Here is a 16063-nt window from a genome sequence, read left to right as displayed (position 1 = left end):
GCTATTTAAGCGCCGGGTCCCGCCGATTTCCACCGGCGGAGCCATGCGCCACAACCACCGCTGCTCAGCTTTACTCGCTGGCGGCGTCGGCGGCGGCCGTCGTCGTCGTCGTGGTGCGCTCGCGCTCGGTGATGCGGGCAGCCTTGCCGCGCAGGCCACGGAGGTAATAGAGCTTGGCGCGGCGCACGTCGCCCTGGCGGACGACTTCGATGCTGACCAGGCGCGGCGAGAACAGCGGGAACACGCGCTCGACGCCTTCACCGTAGGAGATCTTGCGGAGCGTGAACGACGAGTTCACGCCGGCATTCTTGCGGGCGATGCAGACGCCCTCGAAAGCCTGCACGCGCTCGCGCTCGCCTTCGACGACCTTCACGCTCACCTTCACCGAATCGCCGGGACGGAAATCCGGCACCTTGGTGGCGCCCTGAAGCTTCGCCAACTGGGCCGCTTCGAATTCATGCAACATGGTCATGGTCTTAATCCTTTCTTCTTTCAACTTCATGGGCGCCGCTTTTGAAGCACCGCCCGATTGTTCAGCGGTCCCCTGCGGCACCGCGTTTCAGATAGGCGTCCCACAAATCGGGCCGCCGCAATTTCGTCGTCTCCTCGGACTGGGCTTGGCGCCAGCTCTGGATTTTCTCGTGGTGACCGGAGATCAGGACCTCCGGCACCTTTTTGTCCTTCCACTCGGCGGGCCGCGTGTAATGCGGATATTCCAGCAGGCCCGCGTCAAAACTCTCCTCGTCCAAGGTCGCCTCTGCGCCCATCACACCAGGAAGGAGACGGACACAGGCATCGATCAAGGCAAGAGCCGCCGGCTCACCGCCCGAGAGCACGAAATCGCCGAGGCTCACCTCCAGCAATCCACGCGCCTCGATCACCCGTTCGTCCAACCCTTCGTACCGGCCGCAGAGCAGAACCACGCCCGGCCCCGCCGCCAGTTCCTGCACGAGATCCTGCTTCAGCAGGCGCCCGCGCGGGGTGAGATAGATCGCCGGCCCATTACCTTTGGTGCCGAGACCGTCCCCAGTGGCCGCAGCGAGTGCCGCATCAACCACATCGGGCCGCATCACCATGCCGGCACCACCGCCGAAGGGTGTGTCGTCGACCGTGCGATGCTTGTCGGTCGCGAAATCGCGAATCTGCATCGTCTCCAGCCGCCAGATCCCCTTCTCCAAGGCCTTGCCCGCCAGGCTCTGACCCAGGGGTCCCGGAAACATTTCCGGGAACAGGGTCAGGATGCGAGCCGTCCAGGCCTGGTCAGTCGGCGTCCTTGTCTGCGTCACCTCCGCCTGTGCCTTCAGTTCAGCGCGGCATCTTCAGGCTCGCCCTCAGGTCGGTCGAAGAAACCGTCCGGAAGATCGAGCCCCAATTTGCCGCCGGCGACATCGACCACCGGCACCAGTGCCTTGGTGAAAGCAACATCGAAGGCGCCTTTGGGGCCGCCATCGATCGCGATCACATCACCGGCACCATAGTTTTCAACCGCAATGACACGGCCTTGGGCCACGCCATGTTGATCGACAACGTCAAGGCCGATGAGGTCGGCCAGATAGAACTCCTCCGCGTCCGCAATCTGGGGCAGGCGCTCGCGCGCCACGAAGAGCTCGACGCCCTTCAATGCCTCGGCTGCGTTCCGATCACCAACACCGTCGATGCGGGCGATGAGGATGTCCTGTCCGGCGCCGTTCTTGCCAGGACTGGCCTGGCCGGTCACGGCGAGGGCGAAGGCCCGGCCCTTGGCATCGACAAGCGGACCATAGGACGCAATGGCCTTGGGCGCGCTGGCGAAGGACTTCACCTTCACCTCGCCCTTGATGCCATGCGCACCGATGATGGCGCCCATCAAGACCATTGCCGGCTTCTCCGCCAAAATGGACCTTAGGCCTCGGCAGCCGGGGCTTCAGCGGCCTTCGCGGCGGCTTCGGCATTGGCCTTGGCGCGCTCGACGGCCTTCGCCTTCGGCTTGTCCTGCTTGGTCTGGTCGTGACGCGCCGGCGCATCCATGAGGCCGAGCTTGGCAAAGAAGTGCTGCACGCGCTCGGTCGGCAGGGCGCCCTTCGAGAGCCAATGCTTGGCACGCTCGACTTCGATGAGCACGCGGTTCGGGTCTTCCTTGGTCAGCATCGGGTTATAGGAGCCGATACGTTCCACGAAGCGGCCATCGCGGGCGAAGCGGCTCTCGGCCACGACGATGCGATAGAACGGACGCTTCTTGGCGCCACCACGGGCGAGACGGATCTTCAACGACATGAGAGGTATTCTCCTTTTTGGAACTTCGACAATCTGGTTATTCGGTTGGTTATTCGGGTAGGTGGCAGCACGCTTCGATCTTGTTCCCGTCGGGGTCGAAGACGAAGGCGCCGTAGTAATTCGGGTGGTAATGGGCGCGGATACCGGGAGCCCCGTTATCCTTGGCGCCGTTATTGATCGCGGCCTGATAGAAGGCATCGACCTCGAGCCGCGATTTCGCCTGAAAGGCAAAATGATTGCCGCCGGTACGGTTAGCGTCGGCGTTCACATGTTCCGGCACGCCGATCCAGAAGCGCGCCTGGGCACCGGCTTCGCCATAGCCGTGGGCGACGACGCCCTGGCCGGGAATATCCACGTCGTGGACGCGCATGTAGGAGAGGGCGAGGAGCACGACGTCATAGAAGGCGCGCGCCTTCTTCAGATCGCTGACGCCGATGGAAACGTGATCGATCATCGCATCCCTCCGAAGCCGCCGCCACCGCCCATGCCACCCATGCCACCCTTCATGAGGGCCGCCATGCCGTGGCGCATCAGACCCTTCTGGCCCATTTTTGACACCTGCTTCATCATCCGCGCCATTTCCTGGTGCTGCTTCAAAAGCTTGTTCACATCCTGCACCTGGACGCCGGCACCTTTTGCAATGCGGGTCTTCCTGGAGGCCTTGATGATGTCGGGAACGCGGCGTTCCTTGGGCGTCATCGCCGAGATGATGGCCAGCGAGCGCTTCACGACCTTCTCGTCGACCTTGCCTTCGAGCTGCTTCTGCATCTTGCCGATGCCGGGCAGCATGCCGATGATGCCGCCGATGCCACCCATCTTCTGCAGCTGCTTCATCTGCTGGGCGAGATCGTTCAAGTCGAACTGGCCCTTCTGCATCTTGAGGGCGAGTTTTTCGGCTTCTTCCTGTTCCGTCGCTTCCATCGCCCTTTCGACGAGGGAGACGATATCGCCCATGCCCAAAATGCGGCCGGCGACGCGATCGGCGTGGAAGTCTTCGATGGCATCCAGCTTTTCGCCGGTACCCAGCAGCTTGATCGGCTTGCCGGTGACGGCGCGCATCGAGAGGGCCGCACCACCGCGCGCATCGCCGTCGATGCGGGTCAGCATGATGCCGGTGATGCCGATCTTGTCCTGGAAATGCTTGGCCGTGTTGACGGCGTCCTGGCCGGTCATCGCGTCGGCGACGAGGAGACTCTCGTGCGGCTTCACCGCATCGCGGACCTCGGCCAGTTCCGCCATCAGCTCGTCATCGATCGCCAGGCGACCGGCGGTATCGAGCATGACGATGTCGTAGCCCTCTAAGCGGCCGGTGTTCATGGCGCGCTTGGCGATCGCAACCGGTGGCTCGCCGGGGATGATCGGCAGCGTCTTGATGCCGGTCTGCTCGCCGAGGATCGCAAGCTGCTGTTGGGCGGCGGGACGGCGCGTGTCGAGCGACGCCATCAGCACCTTCTTGCCCTGCTTCTCGGCAAAGCGGCGCGAAATCTTGGCGGTCGAGGTGGTCTTGCCCGAACCCTGCAGACCCAGCATCAGGATGGGGACCGGCGGGGTATGGGTGAGGTCGAGGCCCGGGGCTTCATTGCCCTGGGCCTTCAAGACCTTCACCAGCTCGTCATGGACGATCTTGATGACCATCTGGCCGGGGGTCACCGATTTGGTGACCTTTTCGCCCACGGCCTCGGCACGGACGGCGGTGATGAAATCCTTCACGACGGGCAAGGCGGCGTCAGCCTCGAGCAGCGCCACGCGCACTTCGCGCAGCGCCTCATCGACGTCAGCCTCGCTGAGCTGACCGCGCTTGGTCAGCTTATCAAGGACACCGCCTAATCTTTCGCTCAGCTTCTCGAACATACCGTTCCCGTCAAAATGCCTTAAATGTCAAAGCCTTAGAGTTTCAGGCGATGGCCCAAAACGCGTTCGCGCCCGTGTGCGAAACTCGCAGACGGGCGGGGCCCCTCGGGGCCAAGGCTCTGCCAAAGAAGGTAAAGCGGGCCGGAAACTAGGCTTTTTGGGGGGATGAGTCAATGTTTGGGGGAGCTTTATCGCACTCCGATCAAAAAGACCGCGAGCACCCAATTATAAGCTGTAAAACCTTCTTCGGCGGCTATTATATTTGCGTCCCACGAACCGGTTTCTCGAAAGGCCGCCTCGGGCAATGAAAGCTTCTTTTTCTTGGTACTATCGGCCCACGCCAGAGGCTTTTGAATCTCTTTGGGCCGAAGGCACTTTCATTTTCGACACAAATGTCTTGCTAAACTTGTACAGCTACCCGGAGGCAGTTCGGGAAGTCTACTTCTCTGTTCTGGAAAAAATTGGGCAACGTATATGGATTCCATATCACGTTGGTCTCGAATTTCATCGCAATAGAATTAACCGTATCAAGCAAGAAAACGCGCGGATACGGAAATTACTAACGACCATTACCGATGTTTCAGGGCAGCTAAGGGAGGAAATCAATACTGTCGAATTGGAGAAACGTAATTTAGGCGTCAAGGATATGGAGGCCCGTTTGAAGTCTGCGCAAGAAGCGCATGATTCCCTACGTGAGGCCGTACAAATTGCATGTGAAAAGCTGCCGTCCATCAGCCTGGACGACCCAATCGGCGATCGGATCGCAAGACTGTTAGAAGGCAAGGTCGGTTCACATCCCCATGACCAGGCGGCGCTCGACGCATTAGTCGTCGACGCCAAAGATCGCTATGAAAATAAGATTCCACCCGGGTTTTCTGATGCTGGCAAAGACGGCAGCGTCTTTTTTGATCGCGATATTGCATATCAGCGGCAGCATGGAGATCTAATAATTTGGCGACAGATAATCGATCACGCCAAGACACAGCAAATTGGTAAACTCGTATTTGTAACGGGTGACAATAAGCGTGATTGGTGGTGGTCGGAGGACGGCAAAACGCTGGGGCCGAACACTGCTCTGCTCCAAGAAATGAACCTCAAAGCCTCAACTGAGCAATTCTGGATATATAGCGCTGATCAGTTTTTGACCCATGCCGAAAACTATCTAAGAGCACGAGAAGTCACGCCAGAAGCCATCCAACAGGTAAAGGAAATTTCTAAAACTTCTGACGGACCTACGACGGCGCCTGCTGAAGATGCTTTCCCTTGGGAGCAAGAAATCAGACTCTCAACGAATGACATCTCTCCGACCGACGTAGATCTTCTGGATTTTATGTCTGGAGACGCTCTGCGCAAAGAGCGAGGGGAAGCGATTGAGCATGCAAAGAAAAGAGTTTCCCGCGCTGTCGGCCGATGGTTACGACAGAATTACGAGAATGTACTCACTTATAGCGGTGGGATGTTTGATTACGTTGTGTTCAACGATAACATCACTATTGGTTATCAAATATTGTCAGTTAGTAATGTTTGGCAGTTCGTATACTCTCCTGCATTTCAAAGAGTCGCTTACGAACTAAACGAGAAGAAGAAAGACGCGAAAATCAGAAGAGCTCGATTGGTAGTCGCAATCGATCGACCTATTTTTGGTGACAAAGAATTGCAGTCCTACAGACGTGTCGAACGAGCCCTCGCAAAGTCGGCTAACGCCCTTAATTTAGACGCCATATTAGTCGGACATATTGATGGCGATGACTTTCAGCCGATTGTAATCGCAAACCGAGGAATGAATTAATCCGCTCATTATGGCATATCAGGCGGTCACGCCGTCGAGAATCTCTATGAGACCAATGCCGAAGTTTTTAGGCCAACCATCTTAGATGGTTGCGCCCGGCTGCTTGCCCAGGATGATCATCCCCAGCACGTCGTCCTTGGTGACATCCTGCGTCCGCACGGTGCCGACCAGCTTGCCGTTCTTCATCACCGACAGACGGTCCGAGAGATCGAAGACGTCGTGGAGGTCGTGGCTGATGAGGAAGATTCCGATCCCTTCTTTTTTGAGCTGTTGGATAAGCTCGGCCACCATCTTGGTTTCCTGGACACCCAAGGCTGCCGTCGGCTCGTCCATGATGAGGATGCGGGCGTCGAAATAGACGGCGCGGGCGATGGCGACCGATTGGCGCTGGCCGCCGGAGAGGGCCGAGACCGGCGCGTGGTATTTTTTGAAATTGGGATTAAGCCTGCCGATCACCTTTCGCGCCGCCGCTTCCATCGCCGGTTCGTCGAGGAAGCCAGCCGCGGTCATCTCGCGCCCCAGGAAGAGATTGGCGCAGGCGTCGAGGTTATCGGCCAAAGCGAGGTTCTGGTAGATCGTCTCGATGCGGTGGTCGCGGGCGTCGCGCGAGGATTTGATATCGGCCACCTTGCCGTCGATCAGAATCTCGCCCTTATCGGCCTGATAGGCCCCGGAGAGAATCTTGATGAGGGTCGATTTGCCGGCGCCGTTATGGCCGAGGAGCCCCACGACTTCGCCGGGATAGAGATCGATCGAGACATCGTCGACGGCGCGGACACCGCCGAAGCTGATCGAGATGTTGCGCATTTCAACGAGAGGAGTGGCCATGGTCTTCGTGCCTCTCAGGACGGGCGGCGTTGCTGGTAGAGGCGGTCGATATAGACCGCCAGCACCAGAACGGCACCGGTGACGATGTTCTGCAAGGACGCGTCATAGCCAAGGAGCGACATGCCGCTCTGCAGAGACTGGATGACGACGGCACCGAGGATGGCACCGGCGATGGTGCCGGCACCGCCCGCAAGGGAGCAGCCGCCGATGACGGCCGCGGCGATGACGCGGAGCTCATCCAGCGAGCCGATGGAATTGCCAGCCGATTGCAGGCGCGCCGAGGCGACGATGGCCGAGACACCGACAAGCGCCCCCATGAGCACGAACACCCAGACCGTCATGCGCTTGACGTTGATGCCGGCGCGCTCGGCGGCCTCCAAATTGCCGCCCATGGCGAAGACATAGCGGCCGAAGCGGGTCTTGTTGAGAAGGAGCGAGACGGCGACGGCGAGACCCGCCAGAATCAGCACCGGGATCGGAATGCCCATGAAGATGTGGAGGCCGTCAGCGGGGATTTCCCAGCCTTTCATTTCCGCGAGCTTCTGCGCGGCCACGGCCGGCATTTCATAGGCGTTGAGCACCGCGGCAAAACCGATGGGCAGCAGGCATTGCACAGCGACCACGGCGGCCTCCGCCCAGAGCGGTCGCACGGGAAAGCCATAGGCGATGTGGCGGCGGCGGCGGCGATGGGCGGCAAAGGCGATGGCGACAGCGGCGATGACGCCGACGATCCAGCTGGCCGTTTCGCCGATCGTGCCGTAGACGCCGCCGCCCAGCAACGTGAAGGTTTCGTCGAGCGGCGCCACCGTTTGCCCCTGCGTCACCCACCAGGCGCAGCCGCGCCAAATGAGGAGACCGCCCAGTGTCACCACGAAAGACGGCACGCCGAGATAACCGACCATGAGGCCGTTGATGCCGCCCAGCGCCGCGCCGATGGCAATGCCCGCCACGGCAGCGATGATCCAGATGAGCGGGTGACCGCCACCCAGGATACCCGGCAGCCAGAAGGTCTGGATGACGCCGATGATCATGGCGGTGACGCCCAGCATGGAGCCGACCGAGAGATCGATCTGGCGGATGATGATGATCAGCACCATGCCGATCGCCATGATGGCGACCGAGGCTGTCTGCAGCGACAGATTATAGAGATTGCGCGGCGTGATGAAACGGCCGTCGGAGAGGATGTGGAACCCGACCCAGATGCCGATGAGGCAGATGATCATGCCGAGCAGGCGCTCGTCGATCTCCAGCCGCGCAAACAAACCTCTCACAGCATTCATGGCGTCGTTTCTTCAGCTCACTTGGAAGGATGTACCTAAAAAGATGCCGTGGTTGGCGGCCCGCCAACCACGGCACAGGCAGGTTCAAATGTTACTTGCAGGCCGGGACCTTGCCGGCATCCGCACCCTGGCAGGCTTCAGCCTTGGAGATCCAGCCGGCGGTAATGACGACGTCCAGATTGTCCTTGGTGATCGGCACGGGCTTCAGGAAGGTCGCATTCATCTCGACGCCCTTGGGGCTCTTCCACTGCACGGTGCCGGGCACCTCGGCGAGCTTCTTGCCCTTGGCGAGATCGATGGCGATGGTGGCCGCCGCCTTGCCAAGCTCGCGCGCGTCCTTCCAGACGGAGACTGTCTGCGTACCAAGGGCAACGCGGTTCAGCGCTGCCTTGTCGCCGTCCTGGCCGGAGACCGGAATGCCGGCCAAGCCTTGCGCGGTCAACGCGGCAACGACGCCGCCGGCGGTGCCGTCATTCGACGCAACCACTGCATCGACCTTGTTGTCGTTGGCGGTGAGGATCTGTTCCATGTTGCGCTGGGCCACGGCGGGTTCCCAGTTCTCGGTATATTGCTCGCCCACCACCTTGATGTCGCCCTTGTCGATGGCGGCTTTGAGGACTTCGAGCTGCCCTTCATGCAGGAAGTCGGCATTGGGGTCGGCCTGGTTGCCTTTGATGAAGACGTAATTGCCCTTGGGCTGAGCCGCGAACACGGCCGCGGCCTGCATGCGGCCCACTTCCTTGTTGTCGAAGGTGAGGTAGTAAGCGCTGGCATCTTCGATGAGGCGGTCATAGCCGACCACAGGGATACCGGCATTGGTGGCGGCGGTGATGGCCGGGCCGATCGAGGCCGAATCCTGCGCCAGCACGATGAGCGCGTTGGCGCCGCCGGCGATGAGGCTTTCGATATCGGAGAGCTGCTTCGAGGGATTGCTCTGCGCATCGGCGCTGATGTACTTCACGCCGGCTGCATCGAGCACGGCCTTGATCGCCGCTTCGTCGGTCTTCCAGCGTTCTTCCTGGAAGTTTGACCAGCTGACGCCGACGACGAGGTCCTCGGCCTTGGCGGTCGACAGCGACGTGCCGGCCAGCAAGCCGGCGCCGAGCATTGCAAGAGCCACGCGCCGACCGAACGGGCGCGCCAGAAAGTTCTTCATGTGGATCTCCTCCCAGAGATAAAGCGCTTAACGCGACAAAGCGGATAACGAGCAGGAATGCCGGCCCGGAAACCGAAGCAGCTTCGGTTCAGGCCAAGTTCATGTCGGTTCTTCGTCAGGTGATTCCTGATCTATTATTTTCGATTATTGAAATTAATATCGCGCGCATCCCGCGCAAGCGTCAAGCGCTTTCCTCTATTTCGCAACTGCAGCAAGATTTATCGTACAAATTCGCCGTATGCCGGGCCGAATTCCCCTCGATTTCATTCGCTGCATGAAATAAAAAAGCCTGTCATTACTTGCCCGCATGGATATTCCGCGCGCCATGGACCGAGCCGATCTCGACCACGCCCAACCGCAGAACCGGCACCGCATCCTGCAGGCGGTGCGGCTGCATGGGCCGCTGGCGCGGGTCGATCTCGGCACCATCGTGGCGCTCTCGCCGGCCAGCGTCTCCAGCATCACCGGCGAGCTGATCCGCGATGGCCTCATCCGCGAAGTGCCGGGCACCGATGTGGAACGCGGCCGCGGGCGACCCAAGGTGCTGATCGAGCTGACCCCCACCGCCGCCTGCATGGTGGCGGTAAAACTCTCCATCAACCGCATCGAGGTGACGCTGGGCGATTTTGCCGGCGGCATCGGCAAGGTGACGACGCGTGCCCTCAACACGCTGGAGCTGTCGGCTGATGCGCTGATCGATGTGCTGGGCGAGATGATCACCGGCTGCATCGCGGCGATCCCCAGCGATTTCGGGCCGCTGGCCGGTATCGGCCTCGCCGTCCAGGGCTTGGTGCATAAGAATGAAACGCTGGTGTGGTCACCGGCACTGACAGTGCGGAACGTCAATATCGCCGGGCCCTTGGCCCAGCGCTTCAACTTGCCCGTCACGGCGATGAACGATGCCGATTGCATCGCCCTTTCCATCCGGCACCGGGCGGAACTGCAGGCGGTCGAAAACCTGGCCGTGGTGATGCTGGGGACCGGCATCGGCATGGGGCTGATCATTGGCGGGCGCCTGCATTCGGCAAGCTCCGGCGCCGGGGCGGAATTCGGCCACACGAAGTACCAGATCGACGGGCCCTTGTGCCATTGCGGGCGGCGCGGCTGCATCGAGAGCTTCGTCGGCGATTACGCGCTCTATCGCGACGCGCGCTCGATGCTGGATCTACCCAACACCGATGCGCTGCACCCCTCGGACGAACAGATGCAGGCACTGGTCGATTTGGCGACAAACGGCCACCCGGTCGCCACCAGCCTGTTCCAGCAAGCTGGACGCGCATTGGGCTATGGCCTTTCCAACCTCATCGCCCTCATCGGTCCGGATCTCGTGCTCATCACCGGAAGCGGTGTGCGCGGCTATGGGCAGATGGAACCGGAAATGCGCCGCAGCCTCGACGAGGCCTTGGTCGACACCCTGCTGGCCCAGACCGAGATCCGCCCCTATCCCTGGACCGCCGACCTCACCATTCGCGGCATCGTGCTGCAGGTGCTGGACGCCGGTCGGACCGGGTAAGCGACGCGCGGAGGCGGATGCCGCTGGTGCGCTGAGCCCATCCCTCTGCTACAGTTCCCGGGCATTCGGGGGGTGCTGTCGGCTCATGAGTGATTTGCGCAAAATTGTTTCGATTGTGGTGCCGTTCTTCAATGAAGGCAGCAATGTTGAGCTCTTTGCCCAGGGCCTGGTGCCAATCCTGGCCGAGTTGACCGATATCTCCTTCGAGATCGTCTGCGTCGATGACGGCAGCACGGATGACACGCTGGCGCGGCTGGTTGCGCTGAACAAGAAAGACCCACGCTTTCGCATCATCGAGCTGTCGCGCAATTTCGGCAAGGAAGCGGCGCTCACCGCCGGCATCGATCATGCCCGGGGTGATGCCGTCATCCCGATCGATGCCGACCTGCAGGATCCGCCGGAGCTGATCGCGCCGATGATTGCCGCGTGGCGCGCTGGTGCCGAGGTGGTGCTGGCGCGGCGCGTCGACCGCAGCGTCGATCCGCCGATGAAGCAGCACTCGGCCGCCTGGTTCTATCGCATCTATAACCGGCTGTCGCATCTGAAGCTGCCGGAGAATGTCGGCGATTTCCGCCTGATGGACCGCGTCGTGGTCGAGGCGTTGAAATCCCTGACCGAGCAGCAGCGCTTCATGAAGGGGCTCTTTGCCTGGGTCGGGTTCAGAACCGTGACGCTGGATTACCAGCGGCGCCAACGCGCCAGCGGCACGACGAAGTTTTCCGGCTGGAAGCTTTGGAACCTTGCCGTCGAAGGCGTCACCAGCTTTTCCACCGTGCCGCTCAAGGTGTGGACCTATATCGGCCTTGCCGGGGCACTTGCCACGGCGGCCTATGCCATCTTCATCGTGGCGCGCACGCTCATCATCGGTGTCGACGTGCCCGGCTATGCCTCCTTGCTGGTCGCCATCCTGTTCATCGGCAGCCTGCAACTGGTGAGCATCGGCGTACTTGGCGAATATATCGGGCGCATCTACATGGAGAGCAAAAGGCGGCCGACCTATATCGTGCGCCGCCGTCATGGTGGCAATGATGAAGGCTAGGCTGCGCGCCGGCTTCGATGATACGCGCGCGGCTTGGAACCGGGACGGATTGACGGCGATCCTGGCGCTGCCGATCGTGAAGCGCGCCTTTCGTTTCGGCACGACCGGGGTGATGCTGACATTGCTGCATGCCGCGATCGCCACCGGGTTGATCGAGGGCGCCGCGGTTGGTCCGGTGCCCGCCAACATCACCGCCTTCATCCTGGCGACGCTGGTCTCCTATCTGGTCAATACCTATTGGAGCTTCTCGCAGAAACCGGGTGCCGCCAGCCTGGTCCGCTTCGTGGTCGTGGCGCTGTGCGGCCTGCTGGTGACGACCTGTGTCTCCGGGTTCGCCGAATGGCTGGGCCTGCCCTATGGGATCGGCATCATCGGCGTGGTCGTTACCGTGCCGCTCGTGACCTTCCCCTTGCATGCCTTCTGGACATATCGGAAATGACCAGCGGGCCCGTGGCATGAAGCGCGTGATCGCAGCACTGCGCAAGGCCGGGGCGCCGGCCATCGGGCTATGGGTGCTCGCCCTCGTGATCGGGCCTATCTTGTCGCTGGTCTATGCCCGCACCATCGACGACGTCGTCTTCAGCGAGCACCGCGATTTCGGCGTGTTCTGGACCGCCTCGACCCTGCTGTGGCGTGGCGAGGTGCTGCAGCTGTTCGATCCTGCAGCGTTCAAGGCGGCGCTGGTGCAGGTGATGGGGCCGGACTTTCCCTATCTTTCCTTCCCCTACCCGCCGCACAGCCTGTTCGTGCTGGCACCGCTGTCGCTCCTGCCCTATCTGCCGTCCCTGGCGCTGTGGCTGACCTTCACCTTCGGCGCAATGGCGTTGGCGCTGTGGCGGGGCCTCGCTCAGCGCTGGGTGATGTTGCCGGGATTGCTGCTGTGCCCGGCCAGCGCCGTGAACATGGCGGGCGGCCAGAACGGCTTTCTGTCCGCCGCCCTGCTTGGCGCCGGGCTGCTGTGCCTGGAGCGGCGCCAGATTCTGGCCGGGCTCTGCATCGGTTTCTTGAGCTACAAGCCGCAGCTGGGCTTGCTGCTGCCATTGCTGCTCATCGCCGGTGGATATTGGCGGGCGTTCATGGCGGCCTGCGTGACGGTCGTCGTCCTGGTACTGCTCAGCGCCCTCGCCTTCGGCCCGGAAGCGTGGCTGCTCTATCTGACCAAGAGCGGCCCCTATCAGGCGGAGATCGCACAGCATTGGACCGGGCGCTTCCAGTTCATGTCGCCGACCTATTTCATGGCGGGGCGGCTGCTGGGCCTGCCGCTGGCGCTGGCCTGGGTGCTGCAGATCACGGCCAGCATCCTCGCTGCCGCGGGTGCCATCTGGGCGGTCCGGCAACCAATCCCCCACGCCTTGAAAGCGGCGATCGCCATGGTGGCGGTCTTTCTGGTGTCGCCCTACGCGCTGACCTATGACCTCACCATCGTCAGCGCGGCGATCCTCATCGCCATGTCGGTCTTTGCGCCAACATGGTGGGAATATGCCGCATGCCTGATTGTCTGGCTGCTGCCGGCCTTTACCCTGCCATCTGACATGCCGATCGGTCCGCTGCTCATCTCGATCCTGTTCATGGTCCTGCTGCGGCGCGCGTTCCTGCTGCGCACGGCCGCGCTGGTCGCGGCATGAGCGCCACGCGCGGCACGGCCTGGCCTTTCCATCCCTGGCTGGTGCTGGGAGCGATCCCGCTTCTGGGTCTTTGTTACGTCGCGCTGGACAGCAGCGCCTTCTGGGAAGGCACGATGTCGCGCGGCCAGGTCATCGGCCGCGACTTCGTGATCTTCTGGGGTGCGGCCGTTCTGTTATGGCGCGGCGACGCGTTGACACTGTTCGATTCATCTGTGTTTCTGCCGACGCTCGATCAGATCATCGGACAGAAGCTCGCCTTCAACCCCTATCCCTATCCGCCAAGTTCCATCTTCGTGGTGTGGCCGGTGGGGTTGTTTCCATATTGGTTTGCGCTGCCGCTTTGGCTTCTCAGCACCTTTGCGTTCCTCGCCAATAGGCTGCGGCGGTCAAGGGTCGGTTGGCCTGCCATCATCGCCTTGCTGGTGTCGCCCGCCAGCATCGTGAACATCTGTTCGGGTCAGAATGGATTTCTGTCTGCAGCACTTCTATGCGGCGGCCTGTTGCTGCTTGAACGTCGGCCGCTGCTGGCCGGCATCCTGATCGGCCTGCTGAGTTTCAAGCCGCAACTGGGCCTGCTGCTGCCGCTGCTGCTGATCGCTGGCGGCTATTGGCGCAGCTTCACTGCCGCCAGCATGACCGTGCTGCTCCTGGTTGTCGCCAGCCTCCCCGTCGTTGGGCAGGAGGGATGGTCGCTTTATGTCGATAAGAGCATGCCGCAGCAGATGGACTTCCTGCAGCATGGCAGCGGCTACTTCCAGCACATGTCGCCGACTTACTTCATGACCGTGCGGCTCCTGGGCGGATCGCTCGCAACCGCGTGGTCGGCGCAGGCCTTGGGAGCGATCTTCGTGGCAGCCGCCAGCCTGTGGGTGTTCCGGCAGAAGGTAGCCTTTGATCTGAAGATCGCCATTGCTCTGTCGGCGACGGCCTTGTTCTCTCCTTACCTGCTGACCTACGACCTCATGATCGTGCCGGTCGCCATTCTCCTTGCAGCACGGTGCACGACCTGGCATTGGGCCGAGAAAGGCGTCTTCCTCCTGGCCTGGATCGGGCCGCTGCTGGCGATTCTGCCGGTGCCGCCGCTGGGCGCCGTGTTTCTCAGCCTGCTGTTCCTGGTGATCCTGCGCCGGACGGTCCTTGCGGCGCGTCAGGGGCCCTTGCGGACGTAGATCTGATAGGCTGCGGTCTCGCTGGCCCGCGTGTAATCCTGCCATGCGGCGTCGAATGCCGCGACCTCCCGCAACAGCGGCAGAAAGTGAAAACTGGTCGGCAGATAAGGCTGATTTTCGCGATCGTCGACGACGATGACCCTGGGTCGATAGCGCGCGATATCTTCGGCAATCTGTGTCGCGACCAGCGCGATCGCGGCGCGATTGGCGGGTTCGGTCACATCCGTCTTCTGGCCCGCGCGCGAGAAGATCCCGCCCAAAGGCCAAAGCGCCGGATAACGCAGCGCCCAGACATATTTCTCGTGCAGCACCATTGGGAACGGCAAGGACTGTGTCAGCGTCAGAAACTGCACGGCATCGCCCGGATGGGCGAACTGGCGTATGCCCACGTCTTCCACGAACTGCTCATAGCGGATCCGGTCATACATGCCCAGCCGCCATGCCCATTCCGTCAGCAAGACGGGAACGACAACAAGCATGAGGCCAAGCAGTGCCGGGAATTTCGATCGCGCAGCGATGGCCGGCAGATTGGCAATGAAGATGACGATGACACCGGCCCACAGGAAGAGATGGATCGGCAAAGCGTGATATTCCCAACCCTTGCCTTGCACGACGAAGAGGACAAGAGCCAAGCCGGCATAGACGAGGAGGTTGCGCAGCGTGGTACCGCCCGCCAACTGAAGATTGGCAAGGCATAATCCCGCGCAGAACAGCAGCGCCGGCAGGATCGCAGCAACCAGAATGGCGCCGAATTCGCCACCAAAGGAAAGGTAGAGAGGCGACATCGAGCGGGCCATGTCGACCCATGGCGCAAAGACCGTGAGGACGAGCGCGATATAGCCGAGGCCGATCGCGGCGATCAGGAACGCGTCGGTCTGCAGCAGCGCACGGCGCCAGCCTTCGCGATAGGTCTGGACCAGGAAGCCGCCAACGAGCAGCACGACATAATGCGGCTTGATGCAGATTGCGAGTGCTGCAAGCACCGCCGTTACATGACGCAGGAATGCACCGTCGCGCCAGCGGCTGCCCGCCATGGTCAGAATGGCATAGGGCAGCAACAGAATGGCGACGAACTGGTCGCGTTGCGCGAAATCGAGACCGGGCAGCAGGGCAAAGCCTGGCGCCAGGAGGAGGCCGGTCAGAAATTCCTGCCGGCTGAAGGGCACGCGACCATCCAGAAGCGACACGATGCGGGCGACCAGAGCCGCGCCAAGCACCGCGACGATACCGACCCACAGATCGACGCAAGTCGTCTGCGGCAAGCCCGTCGCGTCAGCCAGCCAGACCGGCGGCACGTAGAGCAGCATTGCGCCGGGCAGGTTGATTTCCATGAGGTCGACGCCAAGGACGGCGCCGTGCAGCCAACGCTCGGCACAAATGATCAGCCAGGCGACGTCGTGATTCGTCGCGGCATAGGTGCGTGTGCGCACCACGATGACCAGCAGCGCCAGATAGGCAATGACAATGAGAAGGGGCGCAATCCGTTGGCCGAGATTGAGCCGGGACGCGCGCGCGTCCGATGGCGTGTGCTCGGCCGGCTCAGCCGTGGTCATGGAAATG

The 16063-nt window shown here is 61.6% G+C and carries 17 protein-coding genes; 7 read left to right on the top strand and 10 right to left on the bottom strand.

What is annotated here, in order from left to right; all coding sequences use genetic code 11:
- Positions 1-70: 70 nt before the first annotated feature.
- The 6 genes from rplS to ffh all read right to left on the bottom strand — a co-directional run bounded on the left by rplS (position 71) and on the right by ffh (position 4104).
- The gene (rplS, locus tag SMD31_RS10275; protein ID WP_320500732.1) at positions 71-472 is read right to left on the bottom strand and encodes a 50S ribosomal protein L19; all 402 of its coding nucleotides are present in this window, start codon (positions 470-472) and stop codon (positions 71-73) included.
- A gap of 61 nt (positions 473-533) precedes the next feature.
- Complete coding sequence (gene trmD / locus SMD31_RS10270; RefSeq protein ID WP_320500731.1) at positions 534-1286, bottom strand: tRNA (guanosine(37)-N1)-methyltransferase TrmD; 753 nt, start codon at positions 1284-1286, stop codon at positions 534-536.
- Between the two features lie 14 nt (positions 1287-1300).
- Positions 1301-1855, bottom strand: coding sequence for a ribosome maturation factor RimM (gene rimM, locus SMD31_RS10265; RefSeq protein ID WP_320500730.1), 555 nt, complete (start codon positions 1853-1855; stop codon positions 1301-1303).
- Positions 1856-1881: 26 nt separating this feature from the next.
- Positions 1882-2253: a 30S ribosomal protein S16 gene (rpsP, locus tag SMD31_RS10260; protein ID WP_320500729.1), complete on the bottom strand. Its 372-nt coding sequence runs from the start codon at positions 2251-2253 to the stop codon at positions 1882-1884.
- A gap of 49 nt (positions 2254-2302) precedes the next feature.
- A complete protein-coding gene (locus tag SMD31_RS10255; RefSeq protein ID WP_320500728.1) occupies positions 2303-2707 on the bottom strand; it encodes a VOC family protein in 405 nt (134 codons plus the stop codon).
- A complete protein-coding gene (ffh, locus tag SMD31_RS10250; RefSeq protein ID WP_320500727.1) occupies positions 2704-4104 on the bottom strand; it encodes a signal recognition particle protein in 1401 nt (466 codons plus the stop codon). Before ffh ends, SMD31_RS10255 begins: the two co-directional genes overlap by 4 nt.
- 304 nt (positions 4105-4408) lie before the next feature.
- Here ffh and SMD31_RS10245 point away from each other — a divergent pair, with 304 nt between their 5' ends.
- Positions 4409-5893 (top strand): PIN-like domain-containing protein, encoded by a 1485-nt coding sequence (locus SMD31_RS10245; RefSeq protein WP_320500726.1) that lies wholly within the window; start codon positions 4409-4411, stop codon positions 5891-5893.
- Between the two features lie 81 nt (positions 5894-5974).
- On the opposite strand, the gene SMD31_RS10240 is transcribed toward SMD31_RS10245, so the two are convergent.
- The 3 genes from SMD31_RS10240 to xylF form a co-directional block, all read right to left on the bottom strand.
- A complete protein-coding gene (locus tag SMD31_RS10240; RefSeq protein WP_320500725.1) occupies positions 5975-6721 on the bottom strand; it encodes an ATP-binding cassette domain-containing protein in 747 nt (248 codons plus the stop codon).
- Between the two features lie 14 nt (positions 6722-6735).
- Entirely contained in the window at positions 6736-8001 is a 1266-nt protein-coding gene (locus SMD31_RS10235) for a sugar ABC transporter permease (protein WP_320500724.1), read from the bottom strand.
- Positions 8002-8092: 91 nt separating this feature from the next.
- Positions 8093-9157, bottom strand: a complete 1065-nt coding sequence (gene xylF, locus SMD31_RS10230) for a D-xylose ABC transporter substrate-binding protein (protein ID WP_320500723.1) — start codon at positions 9155-9157, stop codon at positions 8093-8095.
- A gap of 101 nt (positions 9158-9258) precedes the next feature.
- Here xylF and SMD31_RS10225 point away from each other — a divergent pair, with 101 nt between their 5' ends.
- The 6 genes from SMD31_RS10225 (at position 9259) to SMD31_RS10200 (ending at position 14503) form a co-directional block, all read left to right on the top strand.
- On the top strand, positions 9259-9435 hold the full coding sequence (locus SMD31_RS10225; RefSeq protein WP_320500722.1) for a hypothetical protein: 177 nt from the start codon (positions 9259-9261) through the stop codon (positions 9433-9435).
- A gap of 47 nt (positions 9436-9482) precedes the next feature.
- Positions 9483-10670, top strand: a complete 1188-nt coding sequence (locus tag SMD31_RS10220; RefSeq protein ID WP_320500721.1) for an ROK family transcriptional regulator — start codon at positions 9483-9485, stop codon at positions 10668-10670.
- An 85-nt stretch (positions 10671-10755) separates the two neighbouring features.
- Positions 10756-11709, top strand: a complete 954-nt coding sequence (locus SMD31_RS10215) for a glycosyltransferase family 2 protein (protein ID WP_320500720.1) — start codon at positions 10756-10758, stop codon at positions 11707-11709.
- The gene (locus tag SMD31_RS10210; RefSeq protein ID WP_320500719.1) at positions 11696-12148 is read left to right on the top strand and encodes a GtrA family protein; all 453 of its coding nucleotides are present in this window, start codon (positions 11696-11698) and stop codon (positions 12146-12148) included. Before SMD31_RS10215 ends, SMD31_RS10210 begins: the two co-directional genes overlap by 14 nt.
- Before the next feature lie 16 nt (positions 12149-12164).
- Entirely contained in the window at positions 12165-13334 is a 1170-nt protein-coding gene (locus tag SMD31_RS10205; RefSeq protein ID WP_320500718.1) for a glycosyltransferase family 87 protein, read from the top strand.
- A complete protein-coding gene (locus SMD31_RS10200) occupies positions 13331-14503 on the top strand; it encodes a glycosyltransferase family 87 protein (protein ID WP_320500717.1) in 1173 nt (390 codons plus the stop codon). Before SMD31_RS10205 ends, SMD31_RS10200 begins: the two co-directional genes overlap by 4 nt.
- On the opposite strand, the gene SMD31_RS10195 is transcribed toward SMD31_RS10200, so the two are convergent.
- Positions 14482-16056 (bottom strand): hypothetical protein, encoded by a 1575-nt coding sequence (locus tag SMD31_RS10195; RefSeq protein WP_320500716.1) that lies wholly within the window; start codon positions 16054-16056, stop codon positions 14482-14484. The two genes, SMD31_RS10200 and SMD31_RS10195, sit on opposite strands and share 22 nt — an antisense overlap.
- Between the last annotated feature and the right edge of the window lie 7 nt (positions 16057-16063).

It is taken from the genome of Dongia rigui (genome assembly GCF_034044635.1).
GTDB lineage: Bacteria > Pseudomonadota > Alphaproteobacteria > Dongiales > Dongiaceae > Dongia > Dongia rigui.
The sequence above is the reverse complement of the archived record's forward strand: the minus strand, read 5'-3'. Positions and strand labels throughout refer to the sequence as shown.

Bases quoted from the DNA above. Each gene is read 5' to 3' on its own strand.
- rplS (WP_320500732.1), bottom strand. From the start codon at position 472: ATGACCATGTTGCATGAATTCGAAGCGGCCCAGTTGGCGAAGCTTCAG.
- rimM (WP_320500730.1), bottom strand. From the start codon at position 1,855: ATGGTCTTGATGGGCGCCATCATCGGTGCGCATGGCATCAAGGGCGAG.
- rpsP (WP_320500729.1), bottom strand. From the start codon at position 2,253: ATGTCGTTGAAGATCCGTCTCGCCCGTGGTGGCGCCAAGAAGCGTCCG.
- SMD31_RS10255 (WP_320500728.1), bottom strand. From the start codon at position 2,707: ATGATCGATCACGTTTCCATCGGCGTCAGCGATCTGAAGAAGGCGCGC.
- ffh (WP_320500727.1), bottom strand. From the start codon at position 4,104: ATGTTCGAGAAGCTGAGCGAAAGATTAGGCGGTGTCCTTGATAAGCTG.
- SMD31_RS10245 (WP_320500726.1), top strand. From the start codon at position 4,409: ATGAAAGCTTCTTTTTCTTGGTACTATCGGCCCACGCCAGAGGCTTTT.
- SMD31_RS10240 (WP_320500725.1), bottom strand. From the start codon at position 6,721: ATGGCCACTCCTCTCGTTGAAATGCGCAACATCTCGATCAGCTTCGGC.
- SMD31_RS10235 (WP_320500724.1), bottom strand. From the start codon at position 8,001: ATGAATGCTGTGAGAGGTTTGTTTGCGCGGCTGGAGATCGACGAGCGC.
- xylF (WP_320500723.1), bottom strand. From the start codon at position 9,157: ATGAAGAACTTTCTGGCGCGCCCGTTCGGTCGGCGCGTGGCTCTTGCA.
- SMD31_RS10225 (WP_320500722.1), top strand. From the start codon at position 9,259: ATGTCGGTTCTTCGTCAGGTGATTCCTGATCTATTATTTTCGATTATT.
- SMD31_RS10220 (WP_320500721.1), top strand. From the start codon at position 9,483: ATGGACCGAGCCGATCTCGACCACGCCCAACCGCAGAACCGGCACCGC.
- SMD31_RS10215 (WP_320500720.1), top strand. From the start codon at position 10,756: ATGAGTGATTTGCGCAAAATTGTTTCGATTGTGGTGCCGTTCTTCAAT.
- SMD31_RS10210 (WP_320500719.1), top strand. From the start codon at position 11,696: ATGATGAAGGCTAGGCTGCGCGCCGGCTTCGATGATACGCGCGCGGCT.
- SMD31_RS10205 (WP_320500718.1), top strand. From the start codon at position 12,165: ATGAAGCGCGTGATCGCAGCACTGCGCAAGGCCGGGGCGCCGGCCATC.
- SMD31_RS10200 (WP_320500717.1), top strand. From the start codon at position 13,331: ATGAGCGCCACGCGCGGCACGGCCTGGCCTTTCCATCCCTGGCTGGTG.
- SMD31_RS10195 (WP_320500716.1), bottom strand. From the start codon at position 16,056: ATGACCACGGCTGAGCCGGCCGAGCACACGCCATCGGACGCGCGCGCG.